Genomic DNA, 14,626 nt, shown 5'->3' with positions numbered 1-14,626 from the left:
TGTTTTAACTTAAGCTCGCCGGTCGGCTATCGATCATTAAAACGTCGAGCTTTCGTTGCGCTTGTTTTGGATTTTTTAAGTCTTGCTGTTCGAGCATTTCGCACTCATCTTTGAGCATTTCGTCAATACGACTAGGGTAATGGCGGCAGTCCTCTGGTCGATCTAAATATATACTGCAAGTGTATTTAGTCGCAGCTAATTCGTTTGCTTTCGCTTCGGTTTGTAAAAATGGGCAGCGCTCTAATTTATTGCCGGTTTTTGGATCAAACCATATTTGCTTGTTTTTTACGAACTTGAAAATCTCTGGTTGGAATAACTCCCATAGCTCTATCTCTGATGTTGAGACCGCTAAGTCACCACCACCATATTTTGTACAGCACTTGCCGCATTGATTACATTCTTGCATAGTTTGAAATAAAAGCTCAGCCAGTGATATCGGGTATCGTCATTGTAGCATTGATATTGTTGTTAGCGCATAAGCTATTTAGAGGCTAGTCATTTTAATATATGCTCTGATATAGTAAGTGCGCTAGCCCAAGTCTGTGCTAGCCAAAAAAAGTAAGAACAATAAACATGAATGAAAAATTAAAACAGGTATCGGAGTTAGTCGCTAAAGCCAATGATATGTTTTACAACAAATTTAAAACGGTTGATACATTGATGGGCATTATGGACAAAGCCTTGCGTAAACAAGGTATGAATGCCGATGCAATAACTCTAGATTGTGTCGCTTTAGATAAAAAAATAGTGGTGCTATTGCACGATCACAAACCTGACACGGTTGATATCGCTTTAGGTAATAAAGCCGGTGATATATTTTCATCAACTGAATTTAATATTGGTGAATTGTCAGAAACGGTAATTTTGGCAATACTAGAAAAGAATTTTATTGCTCAGGAATAATGATGAATATACGTCCTTTCTCTAGTCTTGCTTTGTTACTTTGCAGCGCAATATTGGTGCCTATTCAGTGTTTAGCACAGTCCAACTCAACCACCAAAGATATAAGTCATCTAGTTTCAAAAGAGCAGTTCATCTCCTATAAAGATGTTGGCGAATTTATCGACGCTTCACCGAAAGTAACCATTATGGTCGAATCATCGGCGAGTGATGTTGAAAAATACGGTGAGGGCGTAGTAAAGTCATTAACTGGAAGCGATTGTGATAGAGACGGCAAAATGGATGATAATGCCACTTGTAACGCTGTTTACCTTAAATTGTGGATTAAATATCAACGTTAGCTAAGCACCGCAGTTCAGCCTCCAACTATTGTACTCCTTCATTTTTTAACCTTTATATCTATATATTTTCCCTAATTATCATCGTATTTATTGTTTTTTTGACCACTTTTACGCCCAAATAGATACGTTATTGCTGACTAAAGTCCTGTAGCTTGATTATTTAATAACTTATTAATGTGCGATGAATGTAACTACAACAGTCAATACAACTGTTAGTACAAGAATAAAAACAACAAGCACATTGTATATAACGATAATAATGGGGTTAACAAATGAGTACTGAAATTGGGGCTTTGGAAAGAATTCATCAAGAGCCGATGAAAGTAGGGCAATGGTATATCGTTGCAATCTGTATCGGCATTTTAGCGTTAGATGGTTATGACGTTTTAGCCATTGCTTTTGCTGCACCAGGAATGACTGCAGAATGGGGCTTATCGAAGGCGGTTTTAGGTATTATCCTGCCAGCAGAACTTGTCGGTATGGCTCTGGGTTCTATTATTATGGGGGCTCTCGCCGACTCAAAAGGGCGTAGACCAACAATGCTACTTGGCTTGGTGATATTAACCGTCGGTATGGGGATTGCAGGCGTAGCACCCAATATTTATGTGTTGGGTGCCGCTCGGGTCTTCACTGGTATCGGTATTGGTGGCTTACTTGCTGCTGCTACTGCGACTTCATCGGACTACTGTAATAATAAAAACCGTTCTCTTGCTGTTGTATTAGTTGCTGGTGGCTTTGCCTTTGGCGTATACCTTGGGGCTACCTTTTTAGCGCCTTTACTAAAAGAATATGATTGGCGTGTTACCTTTTATCTAGGTGCGGTGCTGAGCTTATTATTTATCCCGTTAGTCTATGCGTTGGTACCGGAAACTATCACTTATCTTGAGCGTAAACGCCCAGAAGGTGCATTAGAGAAAATCCAGAATATAATGCGACGTTTGGGTCATTCTATTCCAACGGCATTGCTGCCAATAGAAGAGAAAAAGGTTGAGCCAGTCGGCGTTAAAAGTCTATTCAAAAATAATTTAGCGATTGTTACCTCGATTTTGATTTTTGCCTATTTCGCTAATATTGCGACTTATTATTATTTTGTGAAATGGCTACCGACAATTGTATCTGATCTTGGTCACTCTGCATCAGAGGCGACTAAAGTTTTGGGCATTATTAGTTTAGGTGGCGTGTTTGGCTCTATTGGTATGGGCATTGTTGCTCGCTTTGTATCGATCAGAATATTAATGGTGGTTAGTCTAATCTGTGCTGCGATAGGCGTTGCTGGATTCCCTTATTTTACTGAAACATTAACAAGTATGAAACAGATAGGATTCTTTACAGGTGCCTTTGTTTTTGCTGCAATTTCAGGTTTTTTCGGTTTGTTTGCCGCATCCTTCCCGTCTTCATTGCTAGGATCAGGTTCAGGCTTAGTGCTTGGTATTGGCCGTGGTGGCGCAGTATTAGGGCCAATGATCCCAGGGTTTCTTTTTGCCGCAGGCATGGCGCTAGAAAGTGTCGCACTAATTATGGCTGCAGGTTCGTTTCTCGCTGGCTTAACGGTGTTATTTTTGAAAAAGCAGCGAATATAACTCAAAAATAAATAATCGAAATGAAAAGGGCACTTTATCGTGCCCATTTTTATTATGCTAAAACAATCTAGAAAAATATTGGCTTTTATTAAGTATTCCCTTACCTTAAACAATATCAGAAAGTGTATGTAGCGTTTTAATTATGCTGCCTAAATCGATTTGTAAAGGATTAAAATGCGACGATTGTTAATTAAAATCTTGGCTTTGACAGGCTTGTTTTTTAGCTCATTCACCATGGCTTCACCAACGGAAAATGAGTTTATTCCATGTAAAAAGATTGCCGTGGCTATGCTTGAATCTTGTCTACAACATGATGATGGCAATTGTTGGGTCAAATCTGAAACAGCACATAACTCATGTCGAACGAAAGTAATCGATAGCCATAAAGTTGATCAAAACCGTGTAAACGCCGAAAAAAATGCAGCAGCAAAACGAGCGGCAGAAATAGAACAACACAAAGCAAACAACGATATTTAGCTTCTTTCTAAACCAATTATCGCCAATGTTTTGCAACGCTACTGGTGTTAAACAAACCTCTATATATTTCATAAAGTTACTGCTCGATTAGAAGTTAAATTAATCAAACAACAATTAACCATCATAGTACTAGTTTAGTGTAAATTTGCTGTAAATATGATTGATAATTGATGTAAATATAATTATTTTACTTATCAACCAATTAAGAAAACTATGGCTATAAAAATGATAAGAAAAGTAATTCAAGTTGTACTGTTACTGCCCCTAGTGCTGCCAGCTATGATAGAAGCAAAGGAAATCAAACCACTTGAATTCCCCAATATTGTTATCCTTTATGCTGATGATTTAGGTTATGGTGATGTGTCAGTACAAAATAGTGAATCTAAAATTGCTACACCCAATATCGATGCACTTGCCGCCCAAGGGATCCGTTATACCGATGCTCATAGTTCTTCCGGTGTTTGTTCGCCAAGTCGTTATGCACTGTTAACCGGTAATTATCATTGGCGCCGTCAGCATTCTATTGTAGGTTCGTTCGAGCCATCTTATTTTGAGAAAGACGAGTTTACTTTAGCCAAAATGTTGCAAACTAAAGGTTATCGTACCGCTATGTTAGGTAAGTGGCATTTAGGTTGGAATTGGCAAAGTGTTGTTCGTAAAGGCGCATCCATATCAAAAGTAGGTAAAAAAGGTAGTGGCTATTTTAAGGTTGAGGATATCGATTGGACTAAACCGCTAAAAGGGGGCCCTGTCGATTTAGGGTTTGATAGCTATTATGGTGATGGGACAATAAACTTTCCACCTTACGCTTGGATAGAGAATGATAAATTTGTCACTGCCCCGTCTAAATTATCTTATGCAGAAATACCAGAAGTTACTGAGGGAAAAGGAAAGTTTCGTCTGGGTCCACAAGCTGATGATTGGAAGCCATTTGAGGTTTTGCCGAGGATCACTGAGCGAGCGGTCAAAATAATTGACGAACATAACGCTGAAAAACCATTGTTTTTATATTTTTCATTTCCGTCTCCACATGCGCCAATTATTCCAAATAAGGAATTCATCGGTAAGTCTAAAGCGGGCTCTTATGGTGATTTTGTTTATCAAACAGACTGGGTGGTCGGAGAAATTGTTAAAGCGTTAAAAGACAAAGGGATAGAAGATGATACTTTGGTTATTTTTTCATCCGATAACGGTCCAGAATATTATGCCTACGAGCGAATGAAAAAACATGGACATGCGAGTATGGCTAATTTACGTGGCGCTAAGAGAGATATATGGGAAGGCGGGCATCGTGTGCCATTCATCGCTAAATGGCCAGCTAAAATTTCGGCAGGAAAGGTGTCTGATGAGTTATTCAGTCAAGTTGACTTATTAGCAACGATCGCCAGCATAGTTGATTACCCATTATCTAACGAAGTGGCCGTTGATAGCTACAATATGCTCGCTTCATTAACAGGTAAAAACGATAATGTGATCAGACAATCGACAGTACATAATACATCCAAAGGCAAGTATGCTATTCGTGTGGGAGATTGGGTACTTGTCGATCATAGTAAAAAAGATAAGCGCCAGCCTAAGTGGTATCTTACAGAGTATGGTTATAATCTACCATCAAAAAGCTTTGAGCTATTTAACTTAAGAACAGATATTGAACAAAAACATAATGTCGCTTCTAAACATCCTGAAAGAGTCAAAGAAATGCAGGCTCTTTTGCTAAAATACCAAACGTCTGGTCGCAGTGTTAAGCGTTGAATAATATGTTGAATCTGCAAAAACTAGCTTTCGGTATTAAACAAGTGTAGAAGAATGTTATAAAGTCATTACGTCACTAGAAATTAAGCTAAACTGATCAATTTAAAGCACCCAATAACAAGCTGAATATGCGAAAAACAGACAAAAAAATAGAGAACAATATCCGCATTTCGCTAACACAAGTTTGTGAACAGGCGTTAAAAGAAATCGATGGCTTTTTATGGTTAACCCATACGGTAAACTATTCGAAATTTCCCGAAAGCTTACAAATACTATGTGCCTTTGATACTGATGAATCGATAGAGAAACTTGTTTCATCGAGTGGGGATGTAAAAATGAATGCTTTGATTAAGCAAGAACTTGCTCGCATTGATATCAAATTAAAAAATATCAACAATCATGTAAGCTATGCTTTGGAAGCAAAAACAAAACTTCATTAATACAATGGTTGAAGATCAAGTTGTTTGTTTTCGTGAATTTTACGCCTATTATTAAGTGTTTTGGCAACATATCAAAGCAGTTTGACATCCGTAAAAATCGATTGTAGGTGAATTGGGGAGTATGTACGATGACAATATCTGGGCTATTTGATGTAAACCTTGAGCCACAAACTGACGAAAAAGCACCGGCAGGAAGATTGCTTATATCAAAGAAATATCATGGTGATATGCAAGGCAGTGGCAGCGGCCAGATGTTGAGTAAGCGCACTGAAGGTGGCGCAGCAGCTTATTGTGCAATTGAAGAATTTAGTGGCAGCGTTGCTGGTAAACATGGTGCGTTTACTTTAATACATACCGGCTTTATGGATGGCGCGGCAATGTCTCTAGATATCAAAATATTAGCCGGTTCAGGACAAGGTGAGTTGGCAAATATTACAGGATCAATGGAGATTATCCAGCAAGATGGCGAGCATCAATACGTATTGAACTATGCTTTAGATTGAATTGGAATAGAGCTGCTTCAAAGACAGTAATTTGTAGAAATAATAGTGAATTGTTAAACATCATATATGAACAATCAAACATCCAGCGGCATTATCGAAATATTCTGGCGCTATTTGATACTTGGCTTGGCTAGTTTCGGTGGTCCCGCAGCCCATATGGGGTATTTTCGAAAATTATTTGTTGAGCAGCTTAATTGGATTAACGACCAAGAATACGCAAAACTCATTGCTTTGAGTCAATTCTTACCGGGCCCAGGTTCGAGCCAAGTTGGGTTTGCCATTGGCGTACAACGCGGTGGTTTAGCTGGTGGTATCGCGGCCTTTTTGGGATTTACATTACCATCTTTCTTATTGCTCTATTTTTTGTCGGCATTAACTTTGTCAGACCAAGCGGCTTGGTTTGACGGCGTTATACATGGTTTAAAAATTCTGGCTGTTGTCGTTGTTCTTGACGCTACATTGTCGATGTTCAATTCTTTTTGCAAAGACAAAATAACCACTGCAGTTTGTACTGTTAGCGCCGCCACTTTGATGGTAATGCCTAGCATTACGACTCAAATGTTAGTACTCGTGTTTGCCGCTATAGTCGGTGTAATTTATTGCAAAGAAGTTTCTTCTCAAAGTACTGCTGAAGCGAATTCTAATCTTGCTGAAAATTCTGACATAAAGTCCAATTCGAGAAAGCTAAGCAAAGTTAAGATGGTCCCGCTTTGTTTGTTTGCGATGTTATTTTTATTGCTACCGGTCATATCTAACCAGTCTCTGTGGGGAGAATTATTCGCCAGCTTTTATAGTGCCGGTTCTTTGGTCTTTGGCGGTGGTCATGTGGTGCTGCCATTACTGCAAGAAACAGTCGGCAATAATGTTGCACCGGATCAATTTATGCTTGGCTATGCGGCGGCGCAAGCTGTACCCGGACCTATGTTTACCGTCGCCGCGTTTTTAGGCGCTGAAAGTATGCCTGAGCATGCATTTTTGGCTGCCACAGTAGCTACGCTAGCAATATTTTTACCGGGATTTTTGTTGGTACTTGCGTTCCAAAAATCTTGGGTAAATTTAGCCAAAAAACCTGTTGTTGCTGGCGCAGTTACGGGTATAAATGCAGCAGTAGTGGGTTTATTATTATCGGCATTGTATCAACCTGTCTTTGTTAATGCGGTGCATAGTGGCGTCGAAATGGCGGCGGTGATCATTGGTTTTATGATGTTAAGGCTATTCAAATTACCGATAGTGTTATTAGTGGTAGGTTTTGCAGTATTTGGCATAACATTGTAATTGTTCATTTATCGTAAATTTACTTGTATTCAACCCTTCAATATAGACTTTTCGACGATAAATCATTATTGTTGCGCTGTTTTTAACCATTAATAAGAAATTAAAATGAAAAAAATAGCATTATTATGTCTTGCTAGTGTTTTAGCTGCTTGTGGCACTAATACAGATGAGACTACAGCTGATATTACAACATCAAAAAAATCAATAACTTACCCTGTGACAGAAAAGATTGCAGTGGTGGATACATACTTTGATACCGACGTTACTGACCCGTATCGCTGGTTAGAAGACGATCGCAGTGAAGAGACTGGTGATTGGGTAAAGCAACAAAATAAACTTACCTTCTCTTACCTAAACGATATCCCTTACCGCGATGAATTAAAACAGCGTTTAGCCGAACTTTGGAATTTCGAGAAAAGCACGATTCCATACATTGAAGGCGACTACACCTATTATAGTAAAAACGATGGTTTACAAAACCAAAATGTTGTTTACCGTAAAAATAGTGACGGCGTAGAAGAAGTATTCTTAGATCCGAACAAATTTAGTGAAGATGGTACAACGTCTTTAGCAGGATTAAGTTTTTCACGAGATAGTTCAGTAGCAGCATACTCGATCTCTGAAGGCGGTAGTGACTGGCGTAAAATTATCATTATTGATACTGAATCAGGTGAGCAACTTGAAGAAGCATTAATTGATGTTAAATTCTCAGGGATCTCTTGGTATAAAAACGAAGGTTTTTATTACTCAAGTTACGACAAGCCAAAGGGGAGCGAATTATCAGCTAAAACTGATCAACATAAGCTTTACTACCATAAGTTAGGTCAACCACAAAGCAAAGATCAGTTGGTTTTTGGTGGTACTGAAGAAGAAAAGCGTCGCTACACATCTGGTTATGTAACCGATGATGACCGTTACTTAGTTGTTTCTGGTGCAGTTTCTACTTCTGGTAATGATTTACGCATTAAAGATTTAACTAAAGCCGATAGCAAATTCGTTACCATTCTTGATCACACTGATTCAGATACTTATGTTGGCCACAATGAAGGTTCGAAATTATTCTTAGTTACTAACTTAAATGCGCCAAATAAGAAAGTTGTTACGGTTGATGCTGCAAACCCTACTGCGGAAAACTGGGTTGATTTTATTCCAGAAACAGAAAACGTACTTTCAGTTTCTTTAGGTGGTGGTTACATCTTTGCTAAGTACATGGTTGATGCGATTTCACAAGTTAATCAATTCGACATGGCAGGCAAACTGATTCGCACCGTTGAACTACCTGGTGTTGGTACTGTTTCGTCTATATCAGGCAAGAAAGAACAAAAGCAACTGTTCTATACATTTACTAACTATACAACGGCTTCAACTATTTTTAGCTTTGACGCTGCAACAGGTAAATCTGACGTATACAAAGCATCGGCAGCTAAATTTAATAGCGACGATTACGTGTCTAAGCAAGTATTCTACAAATCAAAAGACGGTGTAACCGTACCTATGATTATTAGCCACAAAAAAGGTCTTGAACTAAACGGCAAAAACCCAACTATTTTATATGGTTACGGTGGTTTTAACGTTAGTTTAACGCCAAAATTCTCTGTTGCTAATGCAGTATGGATGGAAAAAGGCGGTATTTATGCGGTTGCTAACTTACGTGGCGGCGGTGAATACGGTAAAGCATGGCATAATGCTGGTACGCAATTGAAAAAGCAAAACGTTTTTGATGACTTCATTGCCGCTGGTGAGTACTTAATTGCTGAAAATTACACATCATCTGACTTCCTAGCGATACGCGGTGGATCAAATGGTGGTCTATTAGTTGGTGCTGTTATGACTCAGCGTCCTGACTTAATGAAAGTGGCACTTCCTGCTGTTGGCGTACTTGATATGCTACGCTACCATACGTTTACTGCGGGTGCAGGCTGGGCATATGATTACGGTACAGCAGAGCAAAGCAAAGAAATGTTTGAGTACTTGTTAGGTTACTCGCCAGTACATAATGTTAAAGAAGGTGTTTCTTACCCTGCAACATTAGTAACGACTGGTGATCACGATGATCGCGTTGTTCCTGCTCATTCATTTAAATTTGCAGCAGAATTACAAGATAAGCAAGCAGGTGCTGCACCGACGTTAATACGTATTGAAACTAAAGCTGGTCATGGTGCTGGTACACCGGTTTCGAAACTTATTGAACAATATGCAGATATCTTTGGTTTCACACTATATAACATGGGTATAGAAAAGCTTAATTAATATCGATAAAGCTTAATTGCCAAACAATTGAGAAAGCCGCTTAGTATTACATTGCGTTAAAACTAAGTGGCTTTTTATTTTTAGCTTAACGATATAATTCCGATCCGGCGTCGCTCTTCTTCATCCATGAAGCCGCGACATACTCGAAAATTAGATGAGGCGTCGAAAATGAAGTAAATGGAATTACAAATGCCGTGGGTGCATGGATGCACAGGAACGGCTATAGATCGGAGCTATCACGACGAGGCGTCGCTCCTCTTCATCCGTGAAGCCGCGATATAATCGAAAATTTAGATGAGGCGTCGAAAATGAAGTAAATGGAATTACAAATGCCGTGGGTGCATGGATGCACAGGAACGGCTATAGATCGGAGCTATCACGACGAGGCGTCGCTCCTCTTCATCCGTGAAGCCGCGATATAATCGAAAATTTAGATGAGGCGTCGAAAATGAAGTAAATGGAATTACAAATGCCGTGGGTGCATGGATGCACAGGAACGGCTATAGATCGGAGCTATCACGACGAGGCGTCGCTCCTCTTCATCCATGAAGCCGCGACATACCTACATCCGTGTAGGCAAAAAAAAATGCCTTTCATTAGAAAGGCATCAACATTAGGGATGTTTAAACCTACATCGGTGTTAAGAATGTAGAACTAAATATATAGCAATAATCGTTCCGAAAAAATTAAAGCCATACAATACAAGTGGTTAAGTAAATTTCAAAATGTAGTTTTTGTACAGCTGTAAAGTTTACTGACATATTTTCGAATGTGATTGCCGCTTTTGCTCATTTTTTGATGCAGTGTCTATTAAATGGAGGTTTGTTGATCTATATCTAACTATTAGCCTAAAGTCGTATTACATAATATTAACAACTGGTTTACTATTTAATAGGGATTATATAAATGGAAGATTTTAATGTTTTTACCTGAAAAAGTAATTATTGCTGACGACCATCCACTATTTAGGCAGGCGTTATTGCAAACGCTGAATGAAAAGATGTCGAGCACACAGTGGTTGCAGGCTGAAACCGTTGAAGAGCTGGATCAAGTACTAATCGAACATAAAGATTCAGACCTATTATTACTTGATTTGAACATACCTGGAGCGCATGGGTTTAATACTCTTATTCACGTTCGCCAGCACTTCCCACAAATCCCTGTTGTTGTTGTTTCAGCCTATGAAGATCGCGACACAATTACTCAAGCAATGAATTATGGCGCGTCAGGATTTGTGCCAAAATCGGCAGATGTAGAATCGATATTTACCGCAATTAATACCGTGCTAAGTGGTGAGTTGTGGACCCCTGAACTAGTCGAAGGCAGTGTTCATGATGAGAGTAAATCAGATACTGCTGAGCGAATTGCTAGTTTGACCCAGCAACAATATAAAATATTACTAATGTTTGCTGAAGGATTGCTAAATAAACAAATTGCTTATGATCTCAATGTTTCTGAGGCGACAATTAAAGCTCATGCAACCGCCATTTTTAGAAAGCTAAATGTGCGTAATCGAACGCAAGCAGTCATAGTATTAGGGCAGCTTGATTTGAATGACAGTGACTTTAGTACAGAGCTTACCTCTTAGGGGTTAAATCTTAGCGACTAAATTTTAACTGCTAAAATCTTAGCAGCTATCGCTTCGGTAAATAGTTCTGCTGTAAAGAGGTGGCAAGCTTCGCGCTCATCATTGCTCTAAGTGCAGCCGGTTTCACCATCTTTCTCATATAACCAACATCAGCTTTTTCGGTTTTTTCTTCCATATTACTTTCAGTGGTCGCGGTGATTAATATCGCCGGTATTTGTCGTTGAGCAAGCTCTCTAATTTGGCTAACTAAATCTAAGCCGTCTTCGTTATTATCGAGTTGATAATCGACCAGTAGTATTTCTATATCATTGTGTCGGTTAAATATTTCTTTCGCCTCTGCAATCGAACTCGCGCCGTATACATGACACTGCCATGACTTAAGTAGCTCTATCATTCCTGAAAGTACGGTAGGGTCATTATCGATACACATTACGGATACGCCCTGTAAGCCAACTTTATTTACAGGTGTCTGCAACGTTTGTGGTTTAGCCTGTGTTATTGGCACCAATACTGAAAAGTTACAACCATGGTTGGGCTCAGAAGTAAGCTGTAATTTATGGCCGAGAATTTGAGCAAGTGAGCGGGTTATGTTTAAGCCTAGCCCTAATCCTAAACGGTTGTTTTTAGCCTGTGTAGAATTATCAAGTTGGGTAAACTGCTCAAACACTAATTTTTGCTTATCAGCCGGGATGCCAGGGCCGTTATCAACAACTTGTAACTTGAGTTGATTATCAATTGTCTTTACCGCGACAGTAACATCGCCGGGTGAGGCATAGCGAAATGCATTGGTTAATAGGTTTTGCAAAATACGACGTAATAATAGCTTGTCACTTTCAACCCATTGATCACTGCTATGAATTTTAAATGATATCTGATGTGCCTCAGCAGACACGGAAAATTCACGCTCAAGAGGCAACAAAATTTCACTGATCGGGAAAGACTCAATTGTCGGTTTAATGTTGCCACCTTCGATACGGGCAATTTCTGCTAGGCTTGTTAATAAATCATTGGCAACTTTGAGGGATTGTTCAATATTCTCTACCTGGCGACGCTGACTGTTGCTAAGCTTGTTTTGCGCTGATAATGCTGAAGTAAACAGGCGAGCGGCTTCTAACGGTTGCATTAAGTCATGGCTACAGGCTTTTAAATAGTGACTTTTTTGACTGTTCGCTTGTTCTGCTAGTTGTTGCGCATTTGCCAACTTTTTGTTGGTCAACTCCAACTTTTTGGTACGCTCTTGAACTAACGATTCTAAATCGAGGTTTTCTGCTTTTAAGGTTTTTTCAGCCATTCGAAAGGCGGTGATGTCCTTAAACATCATAACAAACCCGCCATCGGGTAATGGGTTACCTTCAATCCCGATCACTAGCCCGTCTTGATGCTGCCGTTCAGAAGAATGAGGACTGCCATCTTTTAGATAATCTAATCGTTTTTGTACTTCTTTTTCGATATCGCCATCGCCACAAAATCCGCGCTCGGCATTGTATCTGATCAAATCTTCAATCGGACTGCCGATAAATATGATCTCTTCGGGATAATCAAATAATTCTAAGTACTTTTTATTCCAGGCAACCAGTTTTAAATTATTGTCAATGATTGAAATACCTTCACTGGCATTTTCTATAGCGCTATGTAACAGCGTATGACTAAATTGTTGCTGTTGGCTTGACGATTCTTCGACCAATTGCGCCAGTTCAGTCAAATTAATATTTCTGCCATCAAGCGCCGATTTTAATACCATGCGCGCCGATGACGATCCTAAAACTGTGCCAAGTTCACGTTCGCAATGTTGTAGTAATTCTTGGTTATATTCGCGGCTACCTACTGGCTGACTTACCTCTTGGTCGAACTTTACAAAGCTTTCGTTAGCTTTTTGCTCACCGATAAACCGAGTAAGCAATAACTGGTATTCTGAACCATCAAAGTTACGACTTTTAACCGGTAAGGGCTGCATTTTGTCGGCATTATCATTAAAAAATGCTGCTTGTACTCGTTCATGAACACTTTGTCTGCTGAGTAAGGATATTGCCCACATAACTAAGATATTACAGCCAAGGCTGATCAATGTTGTTGTGGTATTGATTGATAAACTCGAATCGGCAAATGGTTGTTCATAAATGCCCAGATTCGGTAAAAAGTTGAGTAAACACCACAAGCTAAACCCGGTTGTAATACCGCTATAAACGCCAGTCAAGCTAGCGTGACGCCAATAGAATGCTGCAACTAAGGCTGGCGTTAATTGGGCAATTGCGCCAAAAGCAATAACACCTAAAGATGATAATCGCTCTGGTGAAACCATTAAAAACGCGCCATAACCTAACAGCATAATTGCTAGCACTAAGAGCTTTCGAATATTCAGTAGTTTTAGACGAAATTTCTCATAATGGCTGTGTTGCTGCTTGTTCGAACGAAACATGATTGGAAAAACAATTTCGTTACTGATCATTGTACTAAGCGCAATAGACGAAATAATTAACATCGAACTTGCCGCGGAAATTGCCCCTAAAAACGTAAATAGGGTAATAAACTCATTATGTGCAAGACCTGGCAAAAGCAATACATATGAGTCAGCGGCAACGGTGTTGCCAAGTTGTATATGACCGGCAAGACCCAAAGGTATGGCCAAAATAGCAAATATCAGTAAATAAATTGGAAATATCTTTCGGCTATATTTAGTGTCTTGCTCGTTGCGTGTTTCAACCACCATTACTTGGAATTGACGTGGCAAAGATAAAAACGCAGCCATCACAATGAATAACATGCCAACCATGGTTGTAAGGTGCGGCAAACTGAGCTGCTCACTAATATTTATTTCCGCTTGTTGCCATATTTGTACAGGTGATTCGAACAGGTAAAAACTGACGAATATAGCGACAGCAATAAATGCTAATAACTTGATTAATGATTCAAAGGCAATGGCCAACATGACGCCTGGGTGGCATTCATTTACATCAATATTGCGGATCCCGAAAATGATGGTAAATCCGGCGAGTACAAGAGATACGATTAACCCAAGTTGGTAGACGTTAACTTGTTGTTCAAATTGTAATAATTCAAAGGAATAGACGATGGCTTTCAGTTGTAATGCCATATAAGGCAATGTGCCGACTAAGGCGACAATGGTGACTAATATAGCGAGCTTGTGGGATTTACCAAAACGAGCCGCTAATAAGTCGGCAATAGAGGTTAAATTGAGTTTTAAGCTAACCCGAATAATGCGCTGGATAAAAGGCCAAGCAAACATGAACAATAAGATTGGGCCGAGATAAATTGGGATATGAGAAAATATATTGGTAGCGGCTTGCGCGGTCGTGCCGAGAAAACTCCATGACGTACAATAAACGCCGAGGGTTAGCGCATATATTATCGCTTTGGCATTGCCGTATAGCTTATGACGATATTTGTCACCTAACCATGCGACTAAAAACAACAAGCCGATATAAACAATACTTAAAGTGATCAGTTGCCAGTTGCTAAACATTTATCATTCTCATAGTTATTTGTTCAGCTGCCGATTCAG

General features: G+C 39.5%; 12 protein-coding genes. 10 read left to right on the top strand and 2 right to left on the bottom strand.

Going from position 1 to position 14,626, the window contains the following annotated elements; translation table 11 throughout:
- Positions 1-4: 4 nt before the first annotated feature.
- On the bottom strand, positions 5-406 hold the full coding sequence (locus LT090_RS16315) for a YkgJ family cysteine cluster protein (protein WP_068547737.1): 402 nt from the start codon (positions 404-406) through the stop codon (positions 5-7).
- Positions 407-573: 167 nt separating this feature from the next.
- Here LT090_RS16315 and LT090_RS16310 point away from each other — a divergent pair, with 167 nt between their 5' ends.
- From LT090_RS16310 to LT090_RS16265, 10 genes are all read left to right on the top strand, one after another.
- Positions 574-903, top strand: coding sequence for a hypothetical protein (locus LT090_RS16310; protein ID WP_068547738.1), 330 nt, complete (start codon positions 574-576; stop codon positions 901-903).
- A 2-nt stretch (positions 904-905) separates the two neighbouring features.
- A complete protein-coding gene (locus LT090_RS16305) occupies positions 906-1,241 on the top strand; it encodes a hypothetical protein (RefSeq protein WP_068547739.1) in 336 nt (111 codons plus the stop codon).
- A gap of 272 nt (positions 1,242-1,513) precedes the next feature.
- Positions 1,514-2,821, top strand: coding sequence for an MFS transporter (locus LT090_RS16300; RefSeq protein WP_068547740.1), 1,308 nt, complete (start codon positions 1,514-1,516; stop codon positions 2,819-2,821).
- Positions 2,822-2,995: 174 nt separating this feature from the next.
- Positions 2,996-3,298: a hypothetical protein gene (locus LT090_RS16295; RefSeq protein ID WP_068547741.1), complete on the top strand. Its 303-nt coding sequence runs from the start codon at positions 2,996-2,998 to the stop codon at positions 3,296-3,298.
- A gap of 225 nt (positions 3,299-3,523) precedes the next feature.
- Positions 3,524-5,050 carry a sulfatase family protein gene (locus tag LT090_RS16290; protein ID WP_068547749.1) on the top strand — a complete coding sequence of 509 codons (1,527 nt, stop codon included), beginning with the start codon at positions 3,524-3,526 and terminating at the stop codon, positions 5,048-5,050.
- 128 nt (positions 5,051-5,178) lie between these two features.
- Positions 5,179-5,490: a Fis family transcriptional regulator gene (locus tag LT090_RS16285; RefSeq protein ID WP_068547742.1), complete on the top strand. Its 312-nt coding sequence runs from the start codon at positions 5,179-5,181 to the stop codon at positions 5,488-5,490.
- Between the two features lie 128 nt (positions 5,491-5,618).
- Positions 5,619-5,993, top strand: coding sequence for a DUF3224 domain-containing protein (locus LT090_RS16280; protein ID WP_068547743.1), 375 nt, complete (start codon positions 5,619-5,621; stop codon positions 5,991-5,993).
- A 66-nt stretch (positions 5,994-6,059) separates the two neighbouring features.
- Positions 6,060-7,268 carry a chromate efflux transporter gene (chrA, locus tag LT090_RS16275; RefSeq protein ID WP_068547744.1) on the top strand — a complete coding sequence of 403 codons (1,209 nt, stop codon included), beginning with the start codon at positions 6,060-6,062 and terminating at the stop codon, positions 7,266-7,268.
- Positions 7,269-7,373: 105 nt separating this feature from the next.
- A complete protein-coding gene (locus LT090_RS16270) occupies positions 7,374-9,518 on the top strand; it encodes a prolyl oligopeptidase family serine peptidase (protein WP_068547745.1) in 2,145 nt (714 codons plus the stop codon).
- Between the two features lie 919 nt (positions 9,519-10,437).
- On the top strand, positions 10,438-11,106 hold the full coding sequence (locus LT090_RS16265; RefSeq protein WP_068547750.1) for a response regulator transcription factor: 669 nt from the start codon (positions 10,438-10,440) through the stop codon (positions 11,104-11,106).
- Between the two features lie 46 nt (positions 11,107-11,152).
- Here the strand turns inward: LT090_RS16265 and LT090_RS16260 are convergent, their stop codons facing one another.
- Positions 11,153-14,587, bottom strand: a complete 3,435-nt coding sequence (locus LT090_RS16260) for a hybrid sensor histidine kinase/response regulator (protein WP_068547751.1) — start codon at positions 14,585-14,587, stop codon at positions 11,153-11,155.
- Between the last annotated feature and the right edge of the window lie 39 nt (positions 14,588-14,626).

Source organism: Thalassotalea crassostreae (assembly GCF_001831495.1).
GTDB lineage: Bacteria > Pseudomonadota > Gammaproteobacteria > Enterobacterales > Alteromonadaceae > Thalassotalea_A > Thalassotalea_A crassostreae.
Note: the sequence above shows the minus strand (reverse complement) of the source record. Positions and strands in the feature narration are given on the sequence as shown.

Bases quoted from the DNA above. Each gene is read 5' to 3' on its own strand.
- LT090_RS16315 (WP_068547737.1), bottom strand. From the start codon at position 406: ATGCAAGAATGTAATCAATGCGGCAAGTGCTGTACAAAATATGGTGGT.
- LT090_RS16310 (WP_068547738.1), top strand. From the start codon at position 574: ATGAATGAAAAATTAAAACAGGTATCGGAGTTAGTCGCTAAAGCCAAT.
- LT090_RS16305 (WP_068547739.1), top strand. From the start codon at position 906: ATGAATATACGTCCTTTCTCTAGTCTTGCTTTGTTACTTTGCAGCGCA.
- LT090_RS16300 (WP_068547740.1), top strand. From the start codon at position 1,514: ATGAGTACTGAAATTGGGGCTTTGGAAAGAATTCATCAAGAGCCGATG.
- LT090_RS16295 (WP_068547741.1), top strand. From the start codon at position 2,996: ATGCGACGATTGTTAATTAAAATCTTGGCTTTGACAGGCTTGTTTTTT.
- LT090_RS16290 (WP_068547749.1), top strand. From the start codon at position 3,524: ATGATAAGAAAAGTAATTCAAGTTGTACTGTTACTGCCCCTAGTGCTG.
- LT090_RS16285 (WP_068547742.1), top strand. From the start codon at position 5,179: ATGCGAAAAACAGACAAAAAAATAGAGAACAATATCCGCATTTCGCTA.
- LT090_RS16280 (WP_068547743.1), top strand. From the start codon at position 5,619: ATGACAATATCTGGGCTATTTGATGTAAACCTTGAGCCACAAACTGAC.
- chrA (WP_068547744.1), top strand. From the start codon at position 6,060: ATGAACAATCAAACATCCAGCGGCATTATCGAAATATTCTGGCGCTAT.
- LT090_RS16270 (WP_068547745.1), top strand. From the start codon at position 7,374: ATGAAAAAAATAGCATTATTATGTCTTGCTAGTGTTTTAGCTGCTTGT.
- LT090_RS16265 (WP_068547750.1), top strand. From the start codon at position 10,438: ATGTTTTTACCTGAAAAAGTAATTATTGCTGACGACCATCCACTATTT.
- LT090_RS16260 (WP_068547751.1), bottom strand. From the start codon at position 14,587: ATGTTTAGCAACTGGCAACTGATCACTTTAAGTATTGTTTATATCGGC.